The organism is Piscinibacter gummiphilus (assembly GCF_032681285.1).
Taxonomy (GTDB): Bacteria; Pseudomonadota; Gammaproteobacteria; order Burkholderiales; family Burkholderiaceae_C; genus Rhizobacter; species Rhizobacter gummiphilus_A.
Map to the genome: position 1 here is coordinate 567,511 of NZ_CP136336.1, position 14,733 is coordinate 582,243.

Annotated in this window: 16 protein-coding genes; 7 read left to right on the forward strand and 9 right to left on the reverse strand. The window is 70.0% G+C overall.

Annotated features, from left to right (window positions below; all coding sequences use genetic code 11):
- Positions 1-57: 57 nt before the first annotated feature.
- From RXV79_RS02745 to fabG, 6 genes are read left to right on the forward strand one after another with little or no spacing between them, the layout of a single operon-like run.
- Positions 58-900: a polysaccharide deacetylase family protein gene (locus tag RXV79_RS02745; protein WP_316701921.1), complete on the forward strand. Its 843-nt coding sequence runs from the start codon at positions 58-60 to the stop codon at positions 898-900.
- Positions 897-1,634: a class I SAM-dependent methyltransferase gene (locus RXV79_RS02750; RefSeq protein WP_316701923.1), complete on the forward strand. Its 738-nt coding sequence runs from the start codon at positions 897-899 to the stop codon at positions 1,632-1,634. The genes RXV79_RS02745 and RXV79_RS02750 overlap by 4 nt, the downstream gene beginning before the upstream one ends.
- Positions 1,631-2,812, forward strand: a complete 1,182-nt coding sequence (locus tag RXV79_RS02755; protein WP_316701925.1) for a beta-ketoacyl-[acyl-carrier-protein] synthase family protein — start codon at positions 1,631-1,633, stop codon at positions 2,810-2,812. The genes RXV79_RS02750 and RXV79_RS02755 overlap by 4 nt, the downstream gene beginning before the upstream one ends.
- Positions 2,809-3,636, forward strand: coding sequence for a beta-ketoacyl synthase chain length factor (locus RXV79_RS02760; protein WP_316701926.1), 828 nt, complete (start codon positions 2,809-2,811; stop codon positions 3,634-3,636). Before RXV79_RS02755 ends, RXV79_RS02760 begins: the two co-directional genes overlap by 4 nt.
- Before the next feature lie 5 nt (positions 3,637-3,641).
- On the forward strand, positions 3,642-4,103 hold the full coding sequence (locus tag RXV79_RS02765) for a hotdog family protein (RefSeq protein WP_316701928.1): 462 nt from the start codon (positions 3,642-3,644) through the stop codon (positions 4,101-4,103).
- Positions 4,100-4,834 carry a 3-oxoacyl-ACP reductase FabG gene (gene fabG / locus RXV79_RS02770; RefSeq protein ID WP_316701930.1) on the forward strand — a complete coding sequence of 245 codons (735 nt, stop codon included), beginning with the start codon at positions 4,100-4,102 and terminating at the stop codon, positions 4,832-4,834. Before RXV79_RS02765 ends, fabG begins: the two co-directional genes overlap by 4 nt.
- A gap of 6 nt (positions 4,835-4,840) precedes the next feature.
- On the opposite strand, the gene RXV79_RS02775 is transcribed toward fabG, so the two are convergent.
- The 8 genes from RXV79_RS02775 to RXV79_RS02810 all read right to left on the reverse strand — a co-directional run bounded on the left by RXV79_RS02775 (position 4,841) and on the right by RXV79_RS02810 (position 12,034).
- Positions 4,841-6,055, reverse strand: a complete 1,215-nt coding sequence (locus RXV79_RS02775) for a beta-ketoacyl-[acyl-carrier-protein] synthase family protein (RefSeq protein ID WP_316701932.1) — start codon at positions 6,053-6,055, stop codon at positions 4,841-4,843.
- Positions 6,052-6,294, reverse strand: a complete 243-nt coding sequence (locus tag RXV79_RS02780; protein ID WP_296723358.1) for an acyl carrier protein — start codon at positions 6,292-6,294, stop codon at positions 6,052-6,054. Before RXV79_RS02780 ends, RXV79_RS02775 begins: the two co-directional genes overlap by 4 nt.
- 82 nt (positions 6,295-6,376) lie before the next feature.
- Entirely contained in the window at positions 6,377-7,111 is a 735-nt protein-coding gene (locus RXV79_RS02785; RefSeq protein WP_316701933.1) for a phosphatase PAP2 family protein, read from the reverse strand.
- Positions 7,112-7,134: 23 nt separating this feature from the next.
- Positions 7,135-7,908: a glycosyltransferase family 2 protein gene (locus RXV79_RS02790; RefSeq protein ID WP_316703964.1), complete on the reverse strand. Its 774-nt coding sequence runs from the start codon at positions 7,906-7,908 to the stop codon at positions 7,135-7,137.
- Between the two features lie 2 nt (positions 7,909-7,910).
- Positions 7,911-8,642 carry a lysophospholipid acyltransferase family protein gene (locus RXV79_RS02795; protein ID WP_316701934.1) on the reverse strand — a complete coding sequence of 244 codons (732 nt, stop codon included), beginning with the start codon at positions 8,640-8,642 and terminating at the stop codon, positions 7,911-7,913.
- 82 nt (positions 8,643-8,724) lie between these two features.
- Positions 8,725-9,627, reverse strand: a complete 903-nt coding sequence (locus tag RXV79_RS02800) for a MipA/OmpV family protein (RefSeq protein WP_316701935.1) — start codon at positions 9,625-9,627, stop codon at positions 8,725-8,727.
- Positions 9,624-10,670 (reverse strand): chorismate transformation FkbO/Hyg5 family protein, encoded by a 1,047-nt coding sequence (locus RXV79_RS02805; protein ID WP_316701937.1) that lies wholly within the window; start codon positions 10,668-10,670, stop codon positions 9,624-9,626. Before RXV79_RS02805 ends, RXV79_RS02800 begins: the two co-directional genes overlap by 4 nt.
- 164 nt (positions 10,671-10,834) lie before the next feature.
- Entirely contained in the window at positions 10,835-12,034 is a 1,200-nt protein-coding gene (locus RXV79_RS02810) for a cation:proton antiporter (protein WP_316701939.1), read from the reverse strand.
- A gap of 119 nt (positions 12,035-12,153) precedes the next feature.
- Here RXV79_RS02810 and RXV79_RS02815 point away from each other — a divergent pair, with 119 nt between their 5' ends.
- Complete coding sequence (locus RXV79_RS02815) at positions 12,154-13,539, forward strand: NAD(P)/FAD-dependent oxidoreductase (protein WP_316701940.1); 1,386 nt, start codon at positions 12,154-12,156, stop codon at positions 13,537-13,539.
- A 27-nt stretch (positions 13,540-13,566) separates the two neighbouring features.
- Here RXV79_RS02815 and RXV79_RS02820 read toward each other — a convergent pair whose 3' ends face one another.
- Positions 13,567-14,565 carry a sensor domain-containing diguanylate cyclase gene (locus tag RXV79_RS02820; protein WP_316701942.1) on the reverse strand — a complete coding sequence of 333 codons (999 nt, stop codon included), beginning with the start codon at positions 14,563-14,565 and terminating at the stop codon, positions 13,567-13,569.
- Positions 14,566-14,733: the final 168 nt, after the last annotated feature.

Below are 14,733 nucleotides of genomic sequence, written 5' to 3' on the forward strand. Positions count from 1 at the left end.
GGGCCCCTTGCACACCCTCTCCCCACGCTTCCCACCCGCGCTACGCGCTTGTTTCCCATGCAGTCCTCCACCCCCTTGACGCACCCGGCCCACGCCGTGCGCTGGCACGCCCCGGTGCTGGTCAAGGCCAGCCTGGTGTGCCATGTGGGCGCGGTGCTGGCGGTGGTCATCGAGTCGGCGCTGTGGCCCTGGGCCGTCGGGTTGGTGGTGCTCGACCACCTGCTGCTCGTGCTGGGCGTGCTGAGCCCGCGCTCCAGCTGGATGGGCCCCAACGTGCGCCGCCTGCCCGAAGCCGCCGTGCGGCGCCGCGAGGTGGCCCTGACCCTCGACGATGGCCCGGACCCGGAGGTCACCCCGGCGGTGCTGGACCTGCTCGACGCCCACGGCGCCCGCGTCACCTTCTTCTGCATCGCCGAACAGGCGGCGCGCCACCCAGCGCTCGTGCGCGAGATCCTCGCGCGCGGCCACAGCGTGCAGAACCACACCCATCGCCATTCGCACACCTTCTCCTTCAACGGGCCTCACAGCATGGCCGACGAGGTCGACCGCTCGCAGGACGCGCTGACCCAGCTCACCGGACAACGGCCGCTGTACTTCCGCGCGCCGGCCGGCTTTCGCAACATGTTCCTTGCCCCCGTGCTGCAGGCGCGCGGCCTGCAACTTGTGAGCTGGACGCGCCGCGGCTTCGACACCGCGCGCCGCGACCCCGCCGATGTGCTCAAGCGCCTCACCCGCAACCTGGCCGCCGGCGACATCCTGCTGCTGCACGACCGCGGTTCGGCCATTGCCGCCACTGGGCGGCCGGTGGTGCTCGAGGTGCTGCCGGCGCTGCTGAAGCGCTTCGACGAACTGTCCCTGAAGTGCGTGACCCTGCCGCAGGGCATGGGGGCCGCCGCATGAGCGCGGTGCTCCACGCGGCGGCTACCGAGGCCTGGCCGGCGCTGCTCGATGCCGCCAGCCAGCCCTACCTCCGGGACGGCCGTTTCGCCTGGGGTTTCGCCCGCGGCAAGCTGGGCCGCGACCCGGTCTTCCGCCACCTGCTGAGCCAGGGCCTGATCGCCCCGCGTGCACGCGTGCTCGACATCGGCTGCGGCCAGGGCCTGCTCGCCAGCCTGCTGCGCGCCGGCCAGCAGCTTCATTCGCAAGGGCTGTGGCCGCAGGGATGGGCCGCCGCGCCGGCCGGCGTTCGCCTGACCGGCATCGAACTCGTTCAGCGCGACGTCGACCGCGCCCGCACGGCGCTCGGCGACACGGCCGAGTTCGTCTGCGGCGACATGCGCAGCACGCCGTTTCCGGAGGCCGACGTGGCCGTGCTCCTCGACGTGCTGCACTACGTGAGCGCGCCCGACCAGGATGCGGTGCTCGCCAAGGTGCGGCGCGCGCTTGCTCCGGGCGGCGTGCTGCTGCTGCGCGTGGCCGACGCAGCGTACAGCCGCCGTTTCGCTTTCAGCCGGTGGGTCGATGCCGCGGTGATGCTGGTGCGTCACGGCCGCGTGCTGCCACAGTGCGGGCGCACGCTGCCCCAATGGATCGCCCAGCTGGAATCGCTGGGTTTCGAGGTGCGCAGCCAGCCCATGAGCCAGGGCACACCGTTCGCCAATGTTCTGCTCATCGCAAGGGTCGCGTCCCGATGAATCCTGTTGCCATTTCGGCCTACACCGTGACTTCCGCGCTCGGGCTCGGCCTGGAGGCCACGCTGGCGGCGCTGCGCGAAATGCGCAGCGGCCTGGCGCCGGTCAAGTTCCTGGACCTGCCCCTGCCCACCTGGGTGGGCGAGGTCGCCGGCGTCGATGCGGCGCACCTGCCGGCCCCGCTCGCCAACTTCGATTGCCGGAACAACCGCCTCGCCTGGCTCGGGCTGCAGCAAGACGGCTTTCTCGAGGCGGTGGCCGCGGCGCGTGCCCGCTGGGGCGCCGACCGCGTGGGCGTCTTTCTCGGCACCAGCACCTCGGGCCTGCTGCAGACCGAGCTGGCCTATCGCCGCCGCGAGGCCGACGGGTCGCTGCCGGCCGACTTCCTCTACGGCCCCACCCAGAACACCTACTCGGTCGCGGCCTTCGCGGCCCAGGCCCTCGACCTGCAGGGCCCGAGCTGGGTGGTGTCGACCGCCTGCTCGTCGAGTGCCAAGGTCTTCGGCACCGCGGCGCGCCTGATGCAGCTCGGCCTGATCGACGCGGCCGTGGTGGGCGGTGTCGACAGCCTGTGCCTCACCACGCTCTATGGCTTCAATTCGCTGGAGCTGCTGTCCGACGAGATCTGCCGCCCGTGGGACGGGGCGCGCAAGGGCCTGTCGATCGGCGAGGCCGCGGCCTTTGCGTTGCTCGAACGCGAGTCCACGCACCCGCAGGGCTGGCTGCTCGGCGTCGGTGAAAGCAACGACGGCTATCACATGAGCACGCCGCACCCCGAAGGCGCGGGCGCCATCGCGGCGATGCGCGCTGCGCTCGCGTCGGCGGGCCTGCAGCCGGGCGACATCGACTACATCAACCTGCACGGCACCGCCACGCCGAGCAACGACGCGGCCGAAGACAACGCGGTGCGCCAGGTTTTCGGCACCGCCACCCCGGCCAGCTCGACCAAGGGCGCAACCGGGCACACGCTGGGCGCGGCGGGCGGGGTGGAGGCCGCAATCTCGCTGCTGGCTCTGCAGCACGGCCTGATGCCGGCCGGCCTCAATGTGCAGGACCGCGACCCCGCGCTGCAACTCGACTACCTGCTCAGCAACCGCGAAGGCCCGGTGAAACGCGTGCTCTCCAATTCCTTCGGCTTCGGCGGCTCCAACGCCAGCCTCGTGTTCGGGAGCGCCGCATGAGCACGAACCACAAGGGCCTGCAGGTCTGGATTCAAGGCGTGGGCCTGCTCGGGCCGGGCTTGGCGACCTGGGCCGCCTCGCAGGCGGTGTTGCGCGGCGAGCAGCTTCACGCCAGCACGGCCACCGTGCTGCCGCCCCCGGCGCGCCTGCCGGCGGCCGAGCGCCGCCGTGCCGGCAGTGCGGTGAAGCTCGCGATGGCGGTGGCCGACGAAGCGGTGGCCGCCGCGCAGGTCGATGCCGGCACGCTCGCCACCGTCTTCACCTCGTCGAGCGGCGAGTGCTCCAACTGCCATTCCTTGTGCGAAGCGCTGGCCACGCCTGCACCGGTGGTGTCGCCGACCCGGTTCACCAACTCGGTCCACAACGCGTCGTCGGGCGCGTGGCACATCGCCGTGGGCAGCCGTGCATCGTCGACCAGCTTGTGCGCCTTCAACGGCAGCTTCGGCGCCGGGCTGATCGAAGCGGCCGCGAGTGTGTGCCTCGACGGCCAGCCCATCCTCCTCGTGGCGAGTGATTCGCCTTACCCCGAACCGCTGAACAGCGCCCGGCCCTTGCCCGACCACTTCGGCGCGGCGCTGCTGCTCTCGCCGGCGCGCACTGCGCAATCGATCGCTTCGCTGACGGTGCACCTGGCCGGCGATGGGCCGCAGGCCGCGCCGATGGCCGATGCGTCGCTCGATGCCCTGCGCCGAGTCATCCCGGCTGCGGCGGCGCTGCCGCTGCTGGTGGCGCTCGCCCAAGGGCGGGCGCAGCAGGGCCTGGTGCTCGACTACTTGCCGGGCACGAGCCTGCGGCTCGATCTCGAGCCGGTGGGCGCCTCCTGAGTCACATGCATCAGACGCTCGACCGCGCCGGCATCGCCGCGCTCATCCCGCACAGCGGCAGCATGTGCCTGCTGGCACGGCTGAAGTCCTGGGATGCGCAGCGCATCGTCTGCGTGGCCACCAACCACCGCGACGCCGACCACCCGCTGCGCACCGCCAGCGGCCTGATGTCGCCCTGCGCCATCGAATACGCCGCGCAGGCGATGGCCTTGCACGGCGCGCTGATCGGGCAGGACGCCGGCACCGCGGCCAGCCCCGGCTTCCTGGCGAGTGCGCGCGGCGTGCAGCTGCACGTGCTGCGGCTCGACGACCTGCCGCCTGCTGGGGTCGACGAATTGCAGGTCGAGGCCGTGCGCCAAAGCGGCGATGCGCGCCAGATCCTCTACAGCTTCACCGTCAGCCACGATGGAAAGCCGCTTGCCGAAGGGCGGGCCGCCGTCGTGCTCAACACTCCCTTGCCCGCATGAACACTCCTGCCCGCAAACGCGCACTCGTCACTGGCGGCAGCGGCGACCTCGGCCGTGCCATCGCGCTGCGCCTCGCGCGCGACGGCCTGCATGTGATCGTGCACGCCAACAGCCGCCTCGCCGTCGCGCAGGAGGTGGTGGCGCAGATCGAAGCGACCGGAGGCAGCGGCGAGGCCGTGGCCTTCAACGTGGCCGACCGCGAGGCCGCGCAAACGGCGCTGGCCAAGCTGCTCGAAGGCGGGCCGGTGCAGGTGCTGGTGAACAACGCCGGCACGCATGACGATGCGGCGTTTCCCGCGCTGAGCACGGCGCAGTGGCAGGGGGTGATCGACGTGTCGCTCAACGGCTTCTTCAACGTCACGCAGCCGCTCACGATGCCGATGATCCGCACCCGCTTCGGGCGCATCGTCAACATCTCGTCCATCGCCTCGATCACCGGCAACCGCGGGCAGGTGAACTACGCGGCGGCCAAGGGGGCGCTCAACAGCGCGACCAAGGCCTTGTCGCTGGAACTCGCGAGCCGCGGAATCACCGTCAACGCGGTCGCGCCCGGCATCATCGATTCGGGCATGGCCGAGGGCACCTTCGACAAGGACACGATCGACCGCATGGTGCCGATGAAGCGTGCGGGCCGAGCCGATGAAGTGGCCGCGCTGGTGTCGTTTCTGGCCAGCGCCGAAGCCGGCTACATCACCGGCCAGATCATCTCGATCAACGGCGGGATGGCCTGAACCCGATCAAGCGCGCTGGAACAGCAGCACCGCGTTCGAACCACCAAAGGCAAACGAACTGCTGATCGCCGCTTCGAGTTGCGGCGCGGCGAGGCCGTTTTCGGCGACGAGGTTCAAACGGCAGGCGGGGTCGGCCTCAGTCAGGTTCGCATTCGGCGGCAGTTGCCGCTGATGCAAAGCCAGCACCGTGAGCATCGCTTCGAGCGCTCCCGCAGCCCCGAGCAGGTGGCCATGCAGCCCCTTGGTGGAACTCACGCGCAGGCCGTCGAGGTCGCTGCCCCAGACCTGCGCCAGCGCTTCGCATTCGATCGGGTCGCCGATGCGCGTCGCAGTGCCGTGCGCATTGCAGTAACCCACGTCGCCCGGCTGCAGGCCGGCGCGCTTGAGCGCGGCGCGCAGCGCGCGGGCCTGGCCCGGCGCGTCGGGTTTGGTGAGGTGGGTGGCATCGGTGCTGATGCCCCAGCCGCCGAGCGTCGCGTAGCGCCTCGCGCCACGCGCCTTGGCGCGGGCTTCGGATTCGATGACGAGAAAGGCCGAACCTTCACCCAGCGCGAAGCCGCTGCGGTCGGCCGAGAAGGGGCGCACCGAACGGGCTGCACCCTGCGGGTCGGCCGGGTCGAAGCCCGCGAGCGTCTGCATGGCCTGCCAGGCGAGCACCACGCCGGGCACGATGAGTGCCTCGGTGCCCCCGGCGATCGCCATGTCGACCTCGCCGGCCTGCACGGCCTTGGCCGCTTCGGCGATGGCGATGGCCGAGGAGGAACAGGCCACCGAGTAGGTGAGCACCGGGCCCAGCACCTTCTGGCGCATCGCGATGTGCGAGGCCGGCGCGTTGGGCATGAAGGCGGGCACGGTGAGCGGCGGCACGCGGTTGCTCGCGCCGCGGTAGGCGGCTTCGAGCGAGCCGGCACCGCCCATGCCGCAGCCGACGTAGATGCCGATGCGCTCGGGGTCGCAGTCGGTGGCGTTGGCGTCCTTGATGGCCAGATCGGCGGCGGCCACGGCCAACTGGCTGACACGGTCGACACCGGCCAGCTGCAGCTTGTTGAACCAGCGGGTCTGGTCGAAGGAGGTGGTGGCCGCGGCGGTGGGTTTGGGCAGATCGGGAAAGACCGCCTGCACCGCGGACTCGCCGCGCATCACCGCGGCAAAGATCGCCTCGGGGCTGTCGCCATGCGGCGCGACGGCACCCAGGCCGGTGATGGACAGCAAACCCGTCATGCCGGCGTTTGCGCCGCCCTCACCTTGTCGACCACGAGGGCCAGCTCGGCCAGCGTGTCGACGTTGGAGTCGACGTCAGGCAGGTTGATGTGGAAATGGTCTTCCACGGCAAAGAGGAACTCGACGAGCGCCAGAGAGTCCAGGCCTTTTTCACGCATGGAAGTGGTGGGGTCCAGCTCCGATGGGTCGATGCCGTACTTCTCGTGAATCAAATCCTGCAGTTCCTTCAGCGAACTCATCGTCAAACCCCTGTGTGCCTCGGTCTCCCCCGGTGCGGGTCGCTGCCCGACACCCCTCCTCGGGGACCGATTCATGTCAAAACTACTGTCGTCGGATGATATCCGCTGCGCCTGTGCCCACCGCGTCGGCCGACCACCCTCCCGGGCGCCAGCGCAGGGAAAAGAGTGCAAAAGTCGCCCCCAGCAACACCCCGGCCACGGCGTCGAGCGCCACGTGTTGCTTGGTGGCGAGCGTGGAGTAGACGATGGCCGCGCACCAGGCAACGTTGAGCAGGCGCAGCCAGCGGGGCGCGCCGATGCCGCGCAACAGGCTGTGCAAGCCGATGGCGGTGAACACCGCCACCGCCACATGCATCGACGGGCAGGCGTTGCCCGGCGCATCCACCCCCTGCAGCAGGGCGAAGCCGGCGTAGCCCGACGCGTCGAACGCGCGCGGCGGCACCGCGGTGGGCCAGAAGTAGAAGATGGCCAGGCCGGCCACACACAGGGCCGCCGCCCAGGCGCCGTGCACGATCAACTGCCGAAAGCTCGGGGTGAGCGCCGCCACGATGCCCACGTAGAACCACAGGGTCAGGTAGGGCCACAGCATCACCGGCTGGAAGGGCACGGCCCGGTCGAGGGCGGTGAGTGGCATGAGGGTGACGGGATACGCGGGGTGGCGCAGCACCCAGAAGTAGCCGATGAAGAAGACCCAGATGAAGGCGGTGATGCCGACCGTCTTGAGGATGAAATGCAGGCGGATCCGCGCCACCAGCTCGGCGGCCCAGCCGGCGGGCCGGGTCTGCGCGGGAGCGACGAGGTCGGCGGGCAGGCTCATGGTGGGGCGTTGTGTCAGGGCGCTCAGGGCTGGAACGGCGGGAGTCGCCGTGCACGCCGCCACAGGAGGCTGGGCAGGCGCAGCCCGAACTCGATCATCAGGCGCAGGTGCATCCAGCTCAACAGCACGTTGTCGCGCCCGTAGCGGAAATGCGAAACCCCACCTTCCTCGGCCGACAGGTACTTGACGGGTGCATCGAGGTTGACGGGCTTGGCGCCGCGCCAGGCCAGCCGCACCACGGCCTCGGTGTCGAAGTCGAAGCGGCGCATCCAGGGCTGGCCGCGCATCACAGCGATCAGGCCCTCGACCGGGTAGACGCGAAAGCCGTAGAGCGAGTCGCCCACGCCGGCGCCGAGCGTCTCGAGGTTGGTCCACCAGTTCGACACCCGCCGGCCACGCACGCGCAGCAGCGGCGCTGATGCATCGAACACCGGCCGGCCGAGCACCATGGTGTCGGGCCGCTGCTGCGAGGCCCGCATGAATTGCGGGATGAGCTCGGCGGGGTGCTGGCCGTCGGAGTCCATCGCCAGCGCATGGGTGAAGCCTTCGGCGCGCGCCGCCTCCAGCCCGTGCAGCACGGCGGCGCCCTTGCCGCCGTTGGCCGGCAGCACGATCACGCGCAGGCCGGGGTCGGCGGCGGCCATGGCCTGCAGGCCGGCCGGCGTGCCGTCGGTGCTGCCGTCGGTGACGACCCAGACCGGGTTCCATTGCGCGCGTGCGGCCTTCACCGTCGCATAGACCTGCGGCCCGGTGTTGTAGCTCGGGATGAGCACGAGGTGGGTGGCCGAAGGCGACAGGCTCACGCGCTCAGCTCCTGGCGGAAATAGGCTTCGAGCCGCTTCGACAGACCCTGGTGGTCGGCCTCGGGCGCAAACCGCTCGCCCAGGCGCACGTGGTAGATCATCGGGAAGTGCGGTGGTTTCCACACCGGCCAGCCCTTGCCGAGGTAGCCGGTGGTGGTCTCGACGATCACGGTCTGGATCGGCACGCCGGCCTTGTGCGCGATGAGCGTGAGGCCGGGCAGGAAGGGGTTCACTGGCGGAGTCACCGTGCGGGTGCCTTCGGGAAACATCACGAGCTGGCCCCCGGCCTGCAGGTTGGCCACCGCGCCGCGCACGAGTCCGCTCGGCGGGTCGTTGCGGATGTAGCGCGCAAGGCGGGCGCCGGCCCCGAGGAAGGGGTTCTGCATGAGGCTTGCGCGCATGATGCACACGCCGCGCGGCACACGGGCCACCACCAGCAGCGCATCGAGGGCGGTGGGGTGGTTGGGGGCGATGATGAGCCCCGCGTCACGGTTGAGCTCGTCGATGCCGTCATAGCTCAGCCGCATCACGCCGGTGAGCTGCAGCCACCACCAGAAGAGCCGGTAGCCCCCGGCGATGGCGGCGCGGCCGATGTCGCGCCCACGCTCACGCGGCAGGAAGGGGTAGAGCACCCAGCTGATGAGGTTCCAGCTCAACGACCCGATGCCCAGCAGCAGCAGGGCGAGGTAGAAGAAGAAGCCGGCGACGACCTGGTGCAGCAGTTTCATGACGGCCGAGGTCCGGCGCCGGGCCGCCCCAAGCCGGACGGTGCCCCTTGGGAGCAGGAGCGAAGCGACTGGGGGGCCATCATCAATAGCGGCTCTCGACCATCGTGCCCGATGTGGCGAGGATCCAGGACACGCCGAAGCCCACCGTCAGCGACGAGTTGCGCTTCACCAGCGGGCTGTCGGCATACACCGCACCGTTCAGGTTTTCCAGCCGCGCGAACGCGCCGAACCAGGTGTGCCCGAAGCGCTTGGAGGTGGAGGCGATGGTCTGCCAGCCGGCGTAGCCGCCTTCGGCCTGGTAGGCCGGGCGACCCGGGCGAGCGTAGGCGGCGTCGACCTGGTAGTACTGCTCGTGGTAGCGCCGGTTGGCGAAGAGCGGGCCGGTCAGGAAGCCGACGTTCCAGCCGTGGGTCGGGTCTTTCAGGTCGAAGTTGAGGTTGGGCGAGAAGGTGGCGCCGCCATAGCGCGGCGACCCTTCGAGCGTGACCACCCCACGCAGTGGCAGGCGCAGATCGAGCGTCCAGCGTTTGCGCACTTCCTGGTCGAGGGTGATGTTGAGGCTCGGGCCCACTTCCACGTTGCCGGGCAGGTCGGGCATGCCTTCGCGGTCGGGGTTGTCACCCCGTGACGGGGCGGCCGCACCGAAGCTGACGTCGAGCTTGATGCGAGGCGAGTCGAAGAGCATCGCGCGTGTGCCGTCGCGGTCTGAGCGCAACCAGGTGCCACGGTAGATCACGTAGGGCAGCGGCAGCAGGTAGTTGTGGCTGACGCGGGAGCCGCGGTAGTCGGGCAGCCGCAGCCCGGAAGCGCCCAGGCCCAGTTCCCACAGCGGCTTGAGGTTCTTGACTGGCGCCTGCGCAGTGGCGGCCGGCGGAGCCGCTTCGGGCTCGGCAGCGTCTGCGGCGGCGTCGGCCGCCTGGCTGCCCACGCCTGCCACGGCGAGGGCCGTGGCGACGAACCACGCACGCCAGGCGCGCCGGCTCACGTGGCGCTCCGTGCGGCGGGCTCGATGAACCCGTGCGCTTCGATCTCCACCAGCAGCTCGGCGCGGCAGATGTCGGCGTTGAGGTAGATCGCGTCGCGCGCGGCCGGGCTGCCGGGGCCGACGGCGCGTTCGAAGACCTCGCGGATCACCGGCAGGTCGGTGGCGTGGCGCACGTATACGGTGTAGACCATTTCGCTGGCGGCGATGGGCCGCCCTGCGCGCGCAGTGGCGGCGTCGCGCACGGCGGCGAGGTTGGTGAGGCTTTCCTCGGTCTGCCGGCGCACGTCGCCCAGGTGCATGCTCTGGTGGCCGACGATGCTGGCCGTGCCCGAGATGAAGAGCGCCTGGCGGCCGTGGCCCACGTCGGCCAGGGCCGCGCGCGAGAAGGTCGGCGCGCGCGGGCCGTAGGTGTCGGGGTAGCGGTAGGCGCTGACCTGGCGCGGGTTCTCGATCGCCACCGGCGGCATGCGGCCGGCGAGGAAGTACACGCGCAGCGGCCCGCCGTGCGTGCCCAGCGCGCAGGCGGCGGGTGAGCCCTCGAAGGCGCTGCGCTGCACGTCGAGGAAGGCCTGCTGGCGGCCGGCGTTGAACTGCCGGTAGCGCTCGCTGCCGTCGGCCTCGAGGTTGATGTCGGCGAGGTAGTTCCACAGCCGCAGCAGATGCGTGCAGGGCTGGGCGGCGAGCACGGCGAACACGTCGGCATAGGCGCGCTGCGTGGCCGCATGCACGCCGCCGTCGCGGTCGTCGAGCACGGCGCAGCCGTGCAGCCAGTGGCCGTTGGTCACGTAGTGCACGCTGCCGTGCTGTTGCGACTGCAGCGTGCCGTCGCTCAGCCAGGCATCGAGCAGCGCCTCTTGCGGGCCCAGCGCGGGGGCGAGGACCGGCGACGCCACCGCCTCGGCCGACGCGCCGACCCCGCGGCCGCCCAGCGAGCCCGGCAGCGCGGCGCCCGCAGCCAGCCGCAGGCGGCGGAAGCTCAGGGGCGGGGTGTCGGAGGAAGGGCGGGCCTGCGAAGCAAGATCAGTGGAGGCAAGCGGATTCATGCAACTGACGTCGGGCTTCGAGGGGCGGAAAGGCGGGGTGCGAGGCGGGGCGAACAAGCTGCCAGCGCGCGTGTCGGCACGAGTACTTGCGACCCCCGGAATGCGGCGGAAAAACGACGCTCATTGTAGCCGCCGCCCCTGTGCGCGCCGGGCGTAACACCCTGTTATGTGGACCTTTGCACGATGTGCGCGAGGCGTGCCAGCCGGGGCGTGACCATCGGCGTGGTCAGCATCGTGCTGGCCACGGCCATCAGCAGCAGCGCGGTGAAGGTTTCGCCGCTGATGAGTTGTTTGTCGAGCAGCACGTTGGCGAAGATGATCATCACCAGGCCCTTGGTCTGCAGCAGCCAGCCGATGAGCGCGCCTTCGCCCGGCGCCCATTTCAGGATGCGGCCGGCGAGGCCGGTGGCGATCAGCTTGCCGATGACGGCCGCCGCGAGCATCGCCCCCGCGGCGATGAAGACCGACGCGCCACCCACCGTCCATTGCGTGCGCAGGCCGGTGCTCAGGAAGTACACCGGCGCGGCCACCAGCAGCACGTTGTGGCGCAGCGCGTCGAGCTGGTCCTGGTCGAACCAGTGGGTGTCGATGATGGCGCCCGCGAGGAAGGCGCCCACCATGAAGTGCAGCCCGGCCCAGTCGGCGGCGAAGCCGCACACGCCGAGCCAGATCAGGCCCACGTACCAGCGGTCGCGCGGCGGGATGCGCTGCATCAGGCCGCGGAAGAGCACTCCCACCGCCGCAAACCCGGCGAGGAAGATCGCCTGCCGGCCGACCCGCTCCCAGTCCATCACGATGATGGCGAGCACGCCCCAGATCGCGATGTCGTCGAGGCTGGAATAACGCAGGATGCGCTGGCCGAGGGGCTTTCGCAGGATGTCCATCTTCTCCATCAGCAGGATCAGCACCGGCAGCGCGGTCACTGCGCACGCCATGCCGACCCCGAGCACGAACTGCCAGCTCGACGCCTTCGCCCCCAGCCAGCCGGGCCACAGCAGCATCGCCGCGGCCACGCCGCAGCCCAGCACCAGCGGCACCCCGAGCGCCAGGCCCGCGGTGATGCCGCTTTCGCGGCGGTGCTGCCAGGCCTGCTTCAGGTCGAGCTCGATGCCGGCGATCCACACGAAGAGCATCACCGCCCACCACGCCAAGCCGTTGAGCGACTGGATCACCGGCGCGCTGAAGACGGTGGCGTGGAAATCGGGGAAGGCCGCGCCCAGCACGCCCGGCCCGAGCAGGATGCCGGCCACCGTCTGCACCACCACCAGCGGCGCGAAATAGTCGGTGCGCGCCAGCCGCCAGATCAGGTAGGGCACGCTGAAGATGATCACCATCGCGATCAGGTAGTACTCGGTGGTGGTCATGCGGGGTGAGGGGCGTCGGGCTGAGGCGGGCGGCAGTGTGCCACGCTGAGAATTGCGCTTCCGCGGCGGGCCGCACTCGCTACACTGCGCCGGTTCAGCTTTTGCATACAGGATTCGCAATGACACCCCAGCAGTTCACTGGCATGTGCCCGGACGTGGTGGTCATCGGGGGTGGGCCTGCCGGCTCGACCGTGGCCGCACTTCTGGCCGACAAGGGCCACGACGTCGTGATGTTCGAGAAGGCGCAGCACCCGCGCTTCCACATCGGCGAATCGCTGCTGCCGATGAACATGCCGCTCTTCGATCGCCTGGGCGTGCGCGTCGAGGTCGAGAAGATCGGCATCATGAAGCTCGGGGCCGAGTTCGTGTCACCGTGGCACGATCACACCAGCCGCTTCTTCTTCGCCGAGGCGATGGACAAGTCCTTCCCCTACGCCGTGCACGTGCGACGTTCGGAATTCGACGAGCTGCTGTTTCGCCATGCCGCCAAGCTGGGCGCGCGCACCTTCGAGAACCAGCGCGTGCTCAAGGTCGACATGGACGCCGGCAAGGGCTCCGACATGCGCGCCCTGGTGAAGGTGAAGAACGCCGACGGCACCGAGACCGACTGGCGCCCGCGCTACGTGATCGACGCGAGCGGGCGCGACACGCTGCTGTCCAACCAGTACGACGCGAAAGAGAAGAACCCCCGCCATGCGAGCGCGGCGATCTTCGGCCACTTCCGCGGGGCGCAGCGAGCCCCGGGGCGGCTGGAAGGCAGCATCAGCCTCTTCTGGTTCGACCACGGCTGGTTCTGGTACATCCCGCTGCGCGACGGCACCACGAGCGTGGGCGCGGTGGCGCACCCCGGCTACTTCAAGGAGCACCGCAAGGGCGCCAACCTCGACGACTTCCTGATGCAGACCATCGCACTCGCGCCGAAGCTGGCCGAGCGGCTGAAGGACGCCGAGATGATCGAGCCGGCCACCACCACCGGCAACTACGCCTACAACAGCAAGTTCTGCCGCGGCGACCGTTTCATCATGGTGGGCGACGCGTATGCCTTCGTCGACCCGATGTTCTCGTCGGGTGTGTTCCTCGCGATGAACAGCGCCTTTGAGGCTGCGGCCGGCGTCGACCTCTGGCTCAAGGGCGAGGCGCGTGCGGCCGAGAAACAGTTCAAGCGCTTCGAGAAGGTGATGAAGCACGGCCCGGCGATGTTCTCGTGGTTCATCTACCGCATCACCTCGCCGGCCATCCGCAACATCTTCATGAACCCGCGCAACATGTGGCGCATGCAAGAGGCGCTTCTGTCCATCCTGGCGGGCGACCTTTTCCGCGACACGCCGGTCGGGCCGCGGCTCCTCGGGTTCAAGGCCATCTACTACGCGAACTGCCTGGCCATCCTGCCGCAGGCCATCAAGACCTGGCTCTGGCGCCGTCGCAACGTGAAGAAGGCCGCGGCCGACCAGGTCAGCGGGGCCCTCTACCTGCAGGACCAGGGCGCTCGGTCGGAATCGGTCTGAACGCTCAGGCCTCGCGGCGACCGTCGGTCAGAGCGAGGCCTCGCCGAACACGCTGTCGCGCCCCTGGGCCTTGGCGCGGTACATGCGGCTGTCGGCCAGCCGCAGCAGCGCCGACAAGCTGTCGGCCTGCGACGGGAAGGTGGCCACACCGAACGAGGCCGTGAGCCGCAGCACGATGCCGTCGGCCAGCACGCTGGTCGAGGCGAGCGTGGCGCGCCAGGTCTCGGCGCGGGCCAGCGCGGTGTGGTGATCGGTGTCGGTCATCAGCACGGCGAACTCTTCGCCGCCCAGGCGGCAGGCCAGGTCTTCGGCGCGCGTGGTGGCCACGAGCATGGTGCCCACGGCACGCAGGGCCACGTCGCCCACCAGGTGGCCGTGCGCGTCGTTGATCATCTTGAAGTGGTCGAGATCGATCATCACGAGCGACAGCGCACCACCGTCGCGGCGCACCCGGTCGAGCTCGCGCTCGGCCACGTCGACGAAATGGCGGCGCGTGTGCACGCCGGTCAGCTCGTCGCGGATCGACTGCTCGTGCATCTGCGCATGCAGCTCGTGGATGCGCTGTAGCTGCGCTTCCAGGCGCTGGTTGGCCTCGCGGAGGGCATGTTCTGCGTGCTTGCGTTCGCTCACGTCGCGGGTGATGCCGAAGTAGCCGATGTGGGCGCCGCCGTCGTCGAATACCGGCACCGACACCGTCTCGATCCACAGCCGCGAACCATCCTTGCGGAAGAACTCGCCTTCGTGGCGGATCGGCTGCGTGTGGGCCAGCGGGTTGTCGCCCTGGCTGCGCGATTGCGCCATGAGCACGATCTGCGCGCGGTACTCAGGCGTCATGAAGTCGACCACCGAGCGGCCCATCAGCTCCTCGCGCGGGTAGCCCATCATGCGGCACATGTTGTCGCTGACGTGCACGAAGCGGCGCTCCACGTCGGACTCCCAGAAGCTGTCGCCGCTCGCGTTCACCATCGCCAGCAAACGGGCTTCGGTGATCGGGCGCGGCTCGGGAGGGGCGGGGCGACTGCTCATAGGGCTTGAGGGAGGCAGGGGGCCTGGCCGCAAGTTGCGGGCCACGGCGTCGGTGCGCAGGGCGTGAGTCTAGGCGGGCTTGGGGCGTGGATGTTCAGGGGACTCCCTGAGGCACCCTGAAACCTCCTGAATTCACACGATGTGAAGAAACACCTTCGCGGCAGCCAA

Excerpts from the sequence above, each read along its gene's own strand:
- RXV79_RS02815 (WP_316701940.1), top strand. The coding sequence starts at position 12,154 with ATGACACCCCAGCAGTTCACTGGCATGTGCCCGGACGTGGTGGTCATC.
- fabG (WP_316701930.1), top strand. The coding sequence starts at position 4,100 with ATGAACACTCCTGCCCGCAAACGCGCACTCGTCACTGGCGGCAGCGGC.
- RXV79_RS02805 (WP_316701937.1), bottom strand. The coding sequence starts at position 10,670 with ATGAATCCGCTTGCCTCCACTGATCTTGCTTCGCAGGCCCGCCCTTCC.
- RXV79_RS02745 (WP_316701921.1), top strand. The coding sequence starts at position 58 with ATGCAGTCCTCCACCCCCTTGACGCACCCGGCCCACGCCGTGCGCTGG.
- RXV79_RS02775 (WP_316701932.1), bottom strand. The coding sequence starts at position 6,055 with ATGACGGGTTTGCTGTCCATCACCGGCCTGGGTGCCGTCGCGCCGCAT.
- RXV79_RS02760 (WP_316701926.1), top strand. The coding sequence starts at position 2,809 with ATGAGCACGAACCACAAGGGCCTGCAGGTCTGGATTCAAGGCGTGGGC.
- RXV79_RS02810 (WP_316701939.1), bottom strand. The coding sequence starts at position 12,034 with ATGACCACCACCGAGTACTACCTGATCGCGATGGTGATCATCTTCAGC.
- RXV79_RS02785 (WP_316701933.1), bottom strand. The coding sequence starts at position 7,111 with ATGAGCCTGCCCGCCGACCTCGTCGCTCCCGCGCAGACCCGGCCCGCC.
- RXV79_RS02755 (WP_316701925.1), top strand. The coding sequence starts at position 1,631 with ATGAATCCTGTTGCCATTTCGGCCTACACCGTGACTTCCGCGCTCGGG.
- RXV79_RS02765 (WP_316701928.1), top strand. The coding sequence starts at position 3,642 with ATGCATCAGACGCTCGACCGCGCCGGCATCGCCGCGCTCATCCCGCAC.
- RXV79_RS02780 (WP_296723358.1), bottom strand. The coding sequence starts at position 6,294 with ATGAGTTCGCTGAAGGAACTGCAGGATTTGATTCACGAGAAGTACGGC.
- RXV79_RS02820 (WP_316701942.1), bottom strand. The coding sequence starts at position 14,565 with ATGAGCAGTCGCCCCGCCCCTCCCGAGCCGCGCCCGATCACCGAAGCC.
- RXV79_RS02795 (WP_316701934.1), bottom strand. The coding sequence starts at position 8,642 with ATGAAACTGCTGCACCAGGTCGTCGCCGGCTTCTTCTTCTACCTCGCC.
- RXV79_RS02750 (WP_316701923.1), top strand. The coding sequence starts at position 897 with ATGAGCGCGGTGCTCCACGCGGCGGCTACCGAGGCCTGGCCGGCGCTG.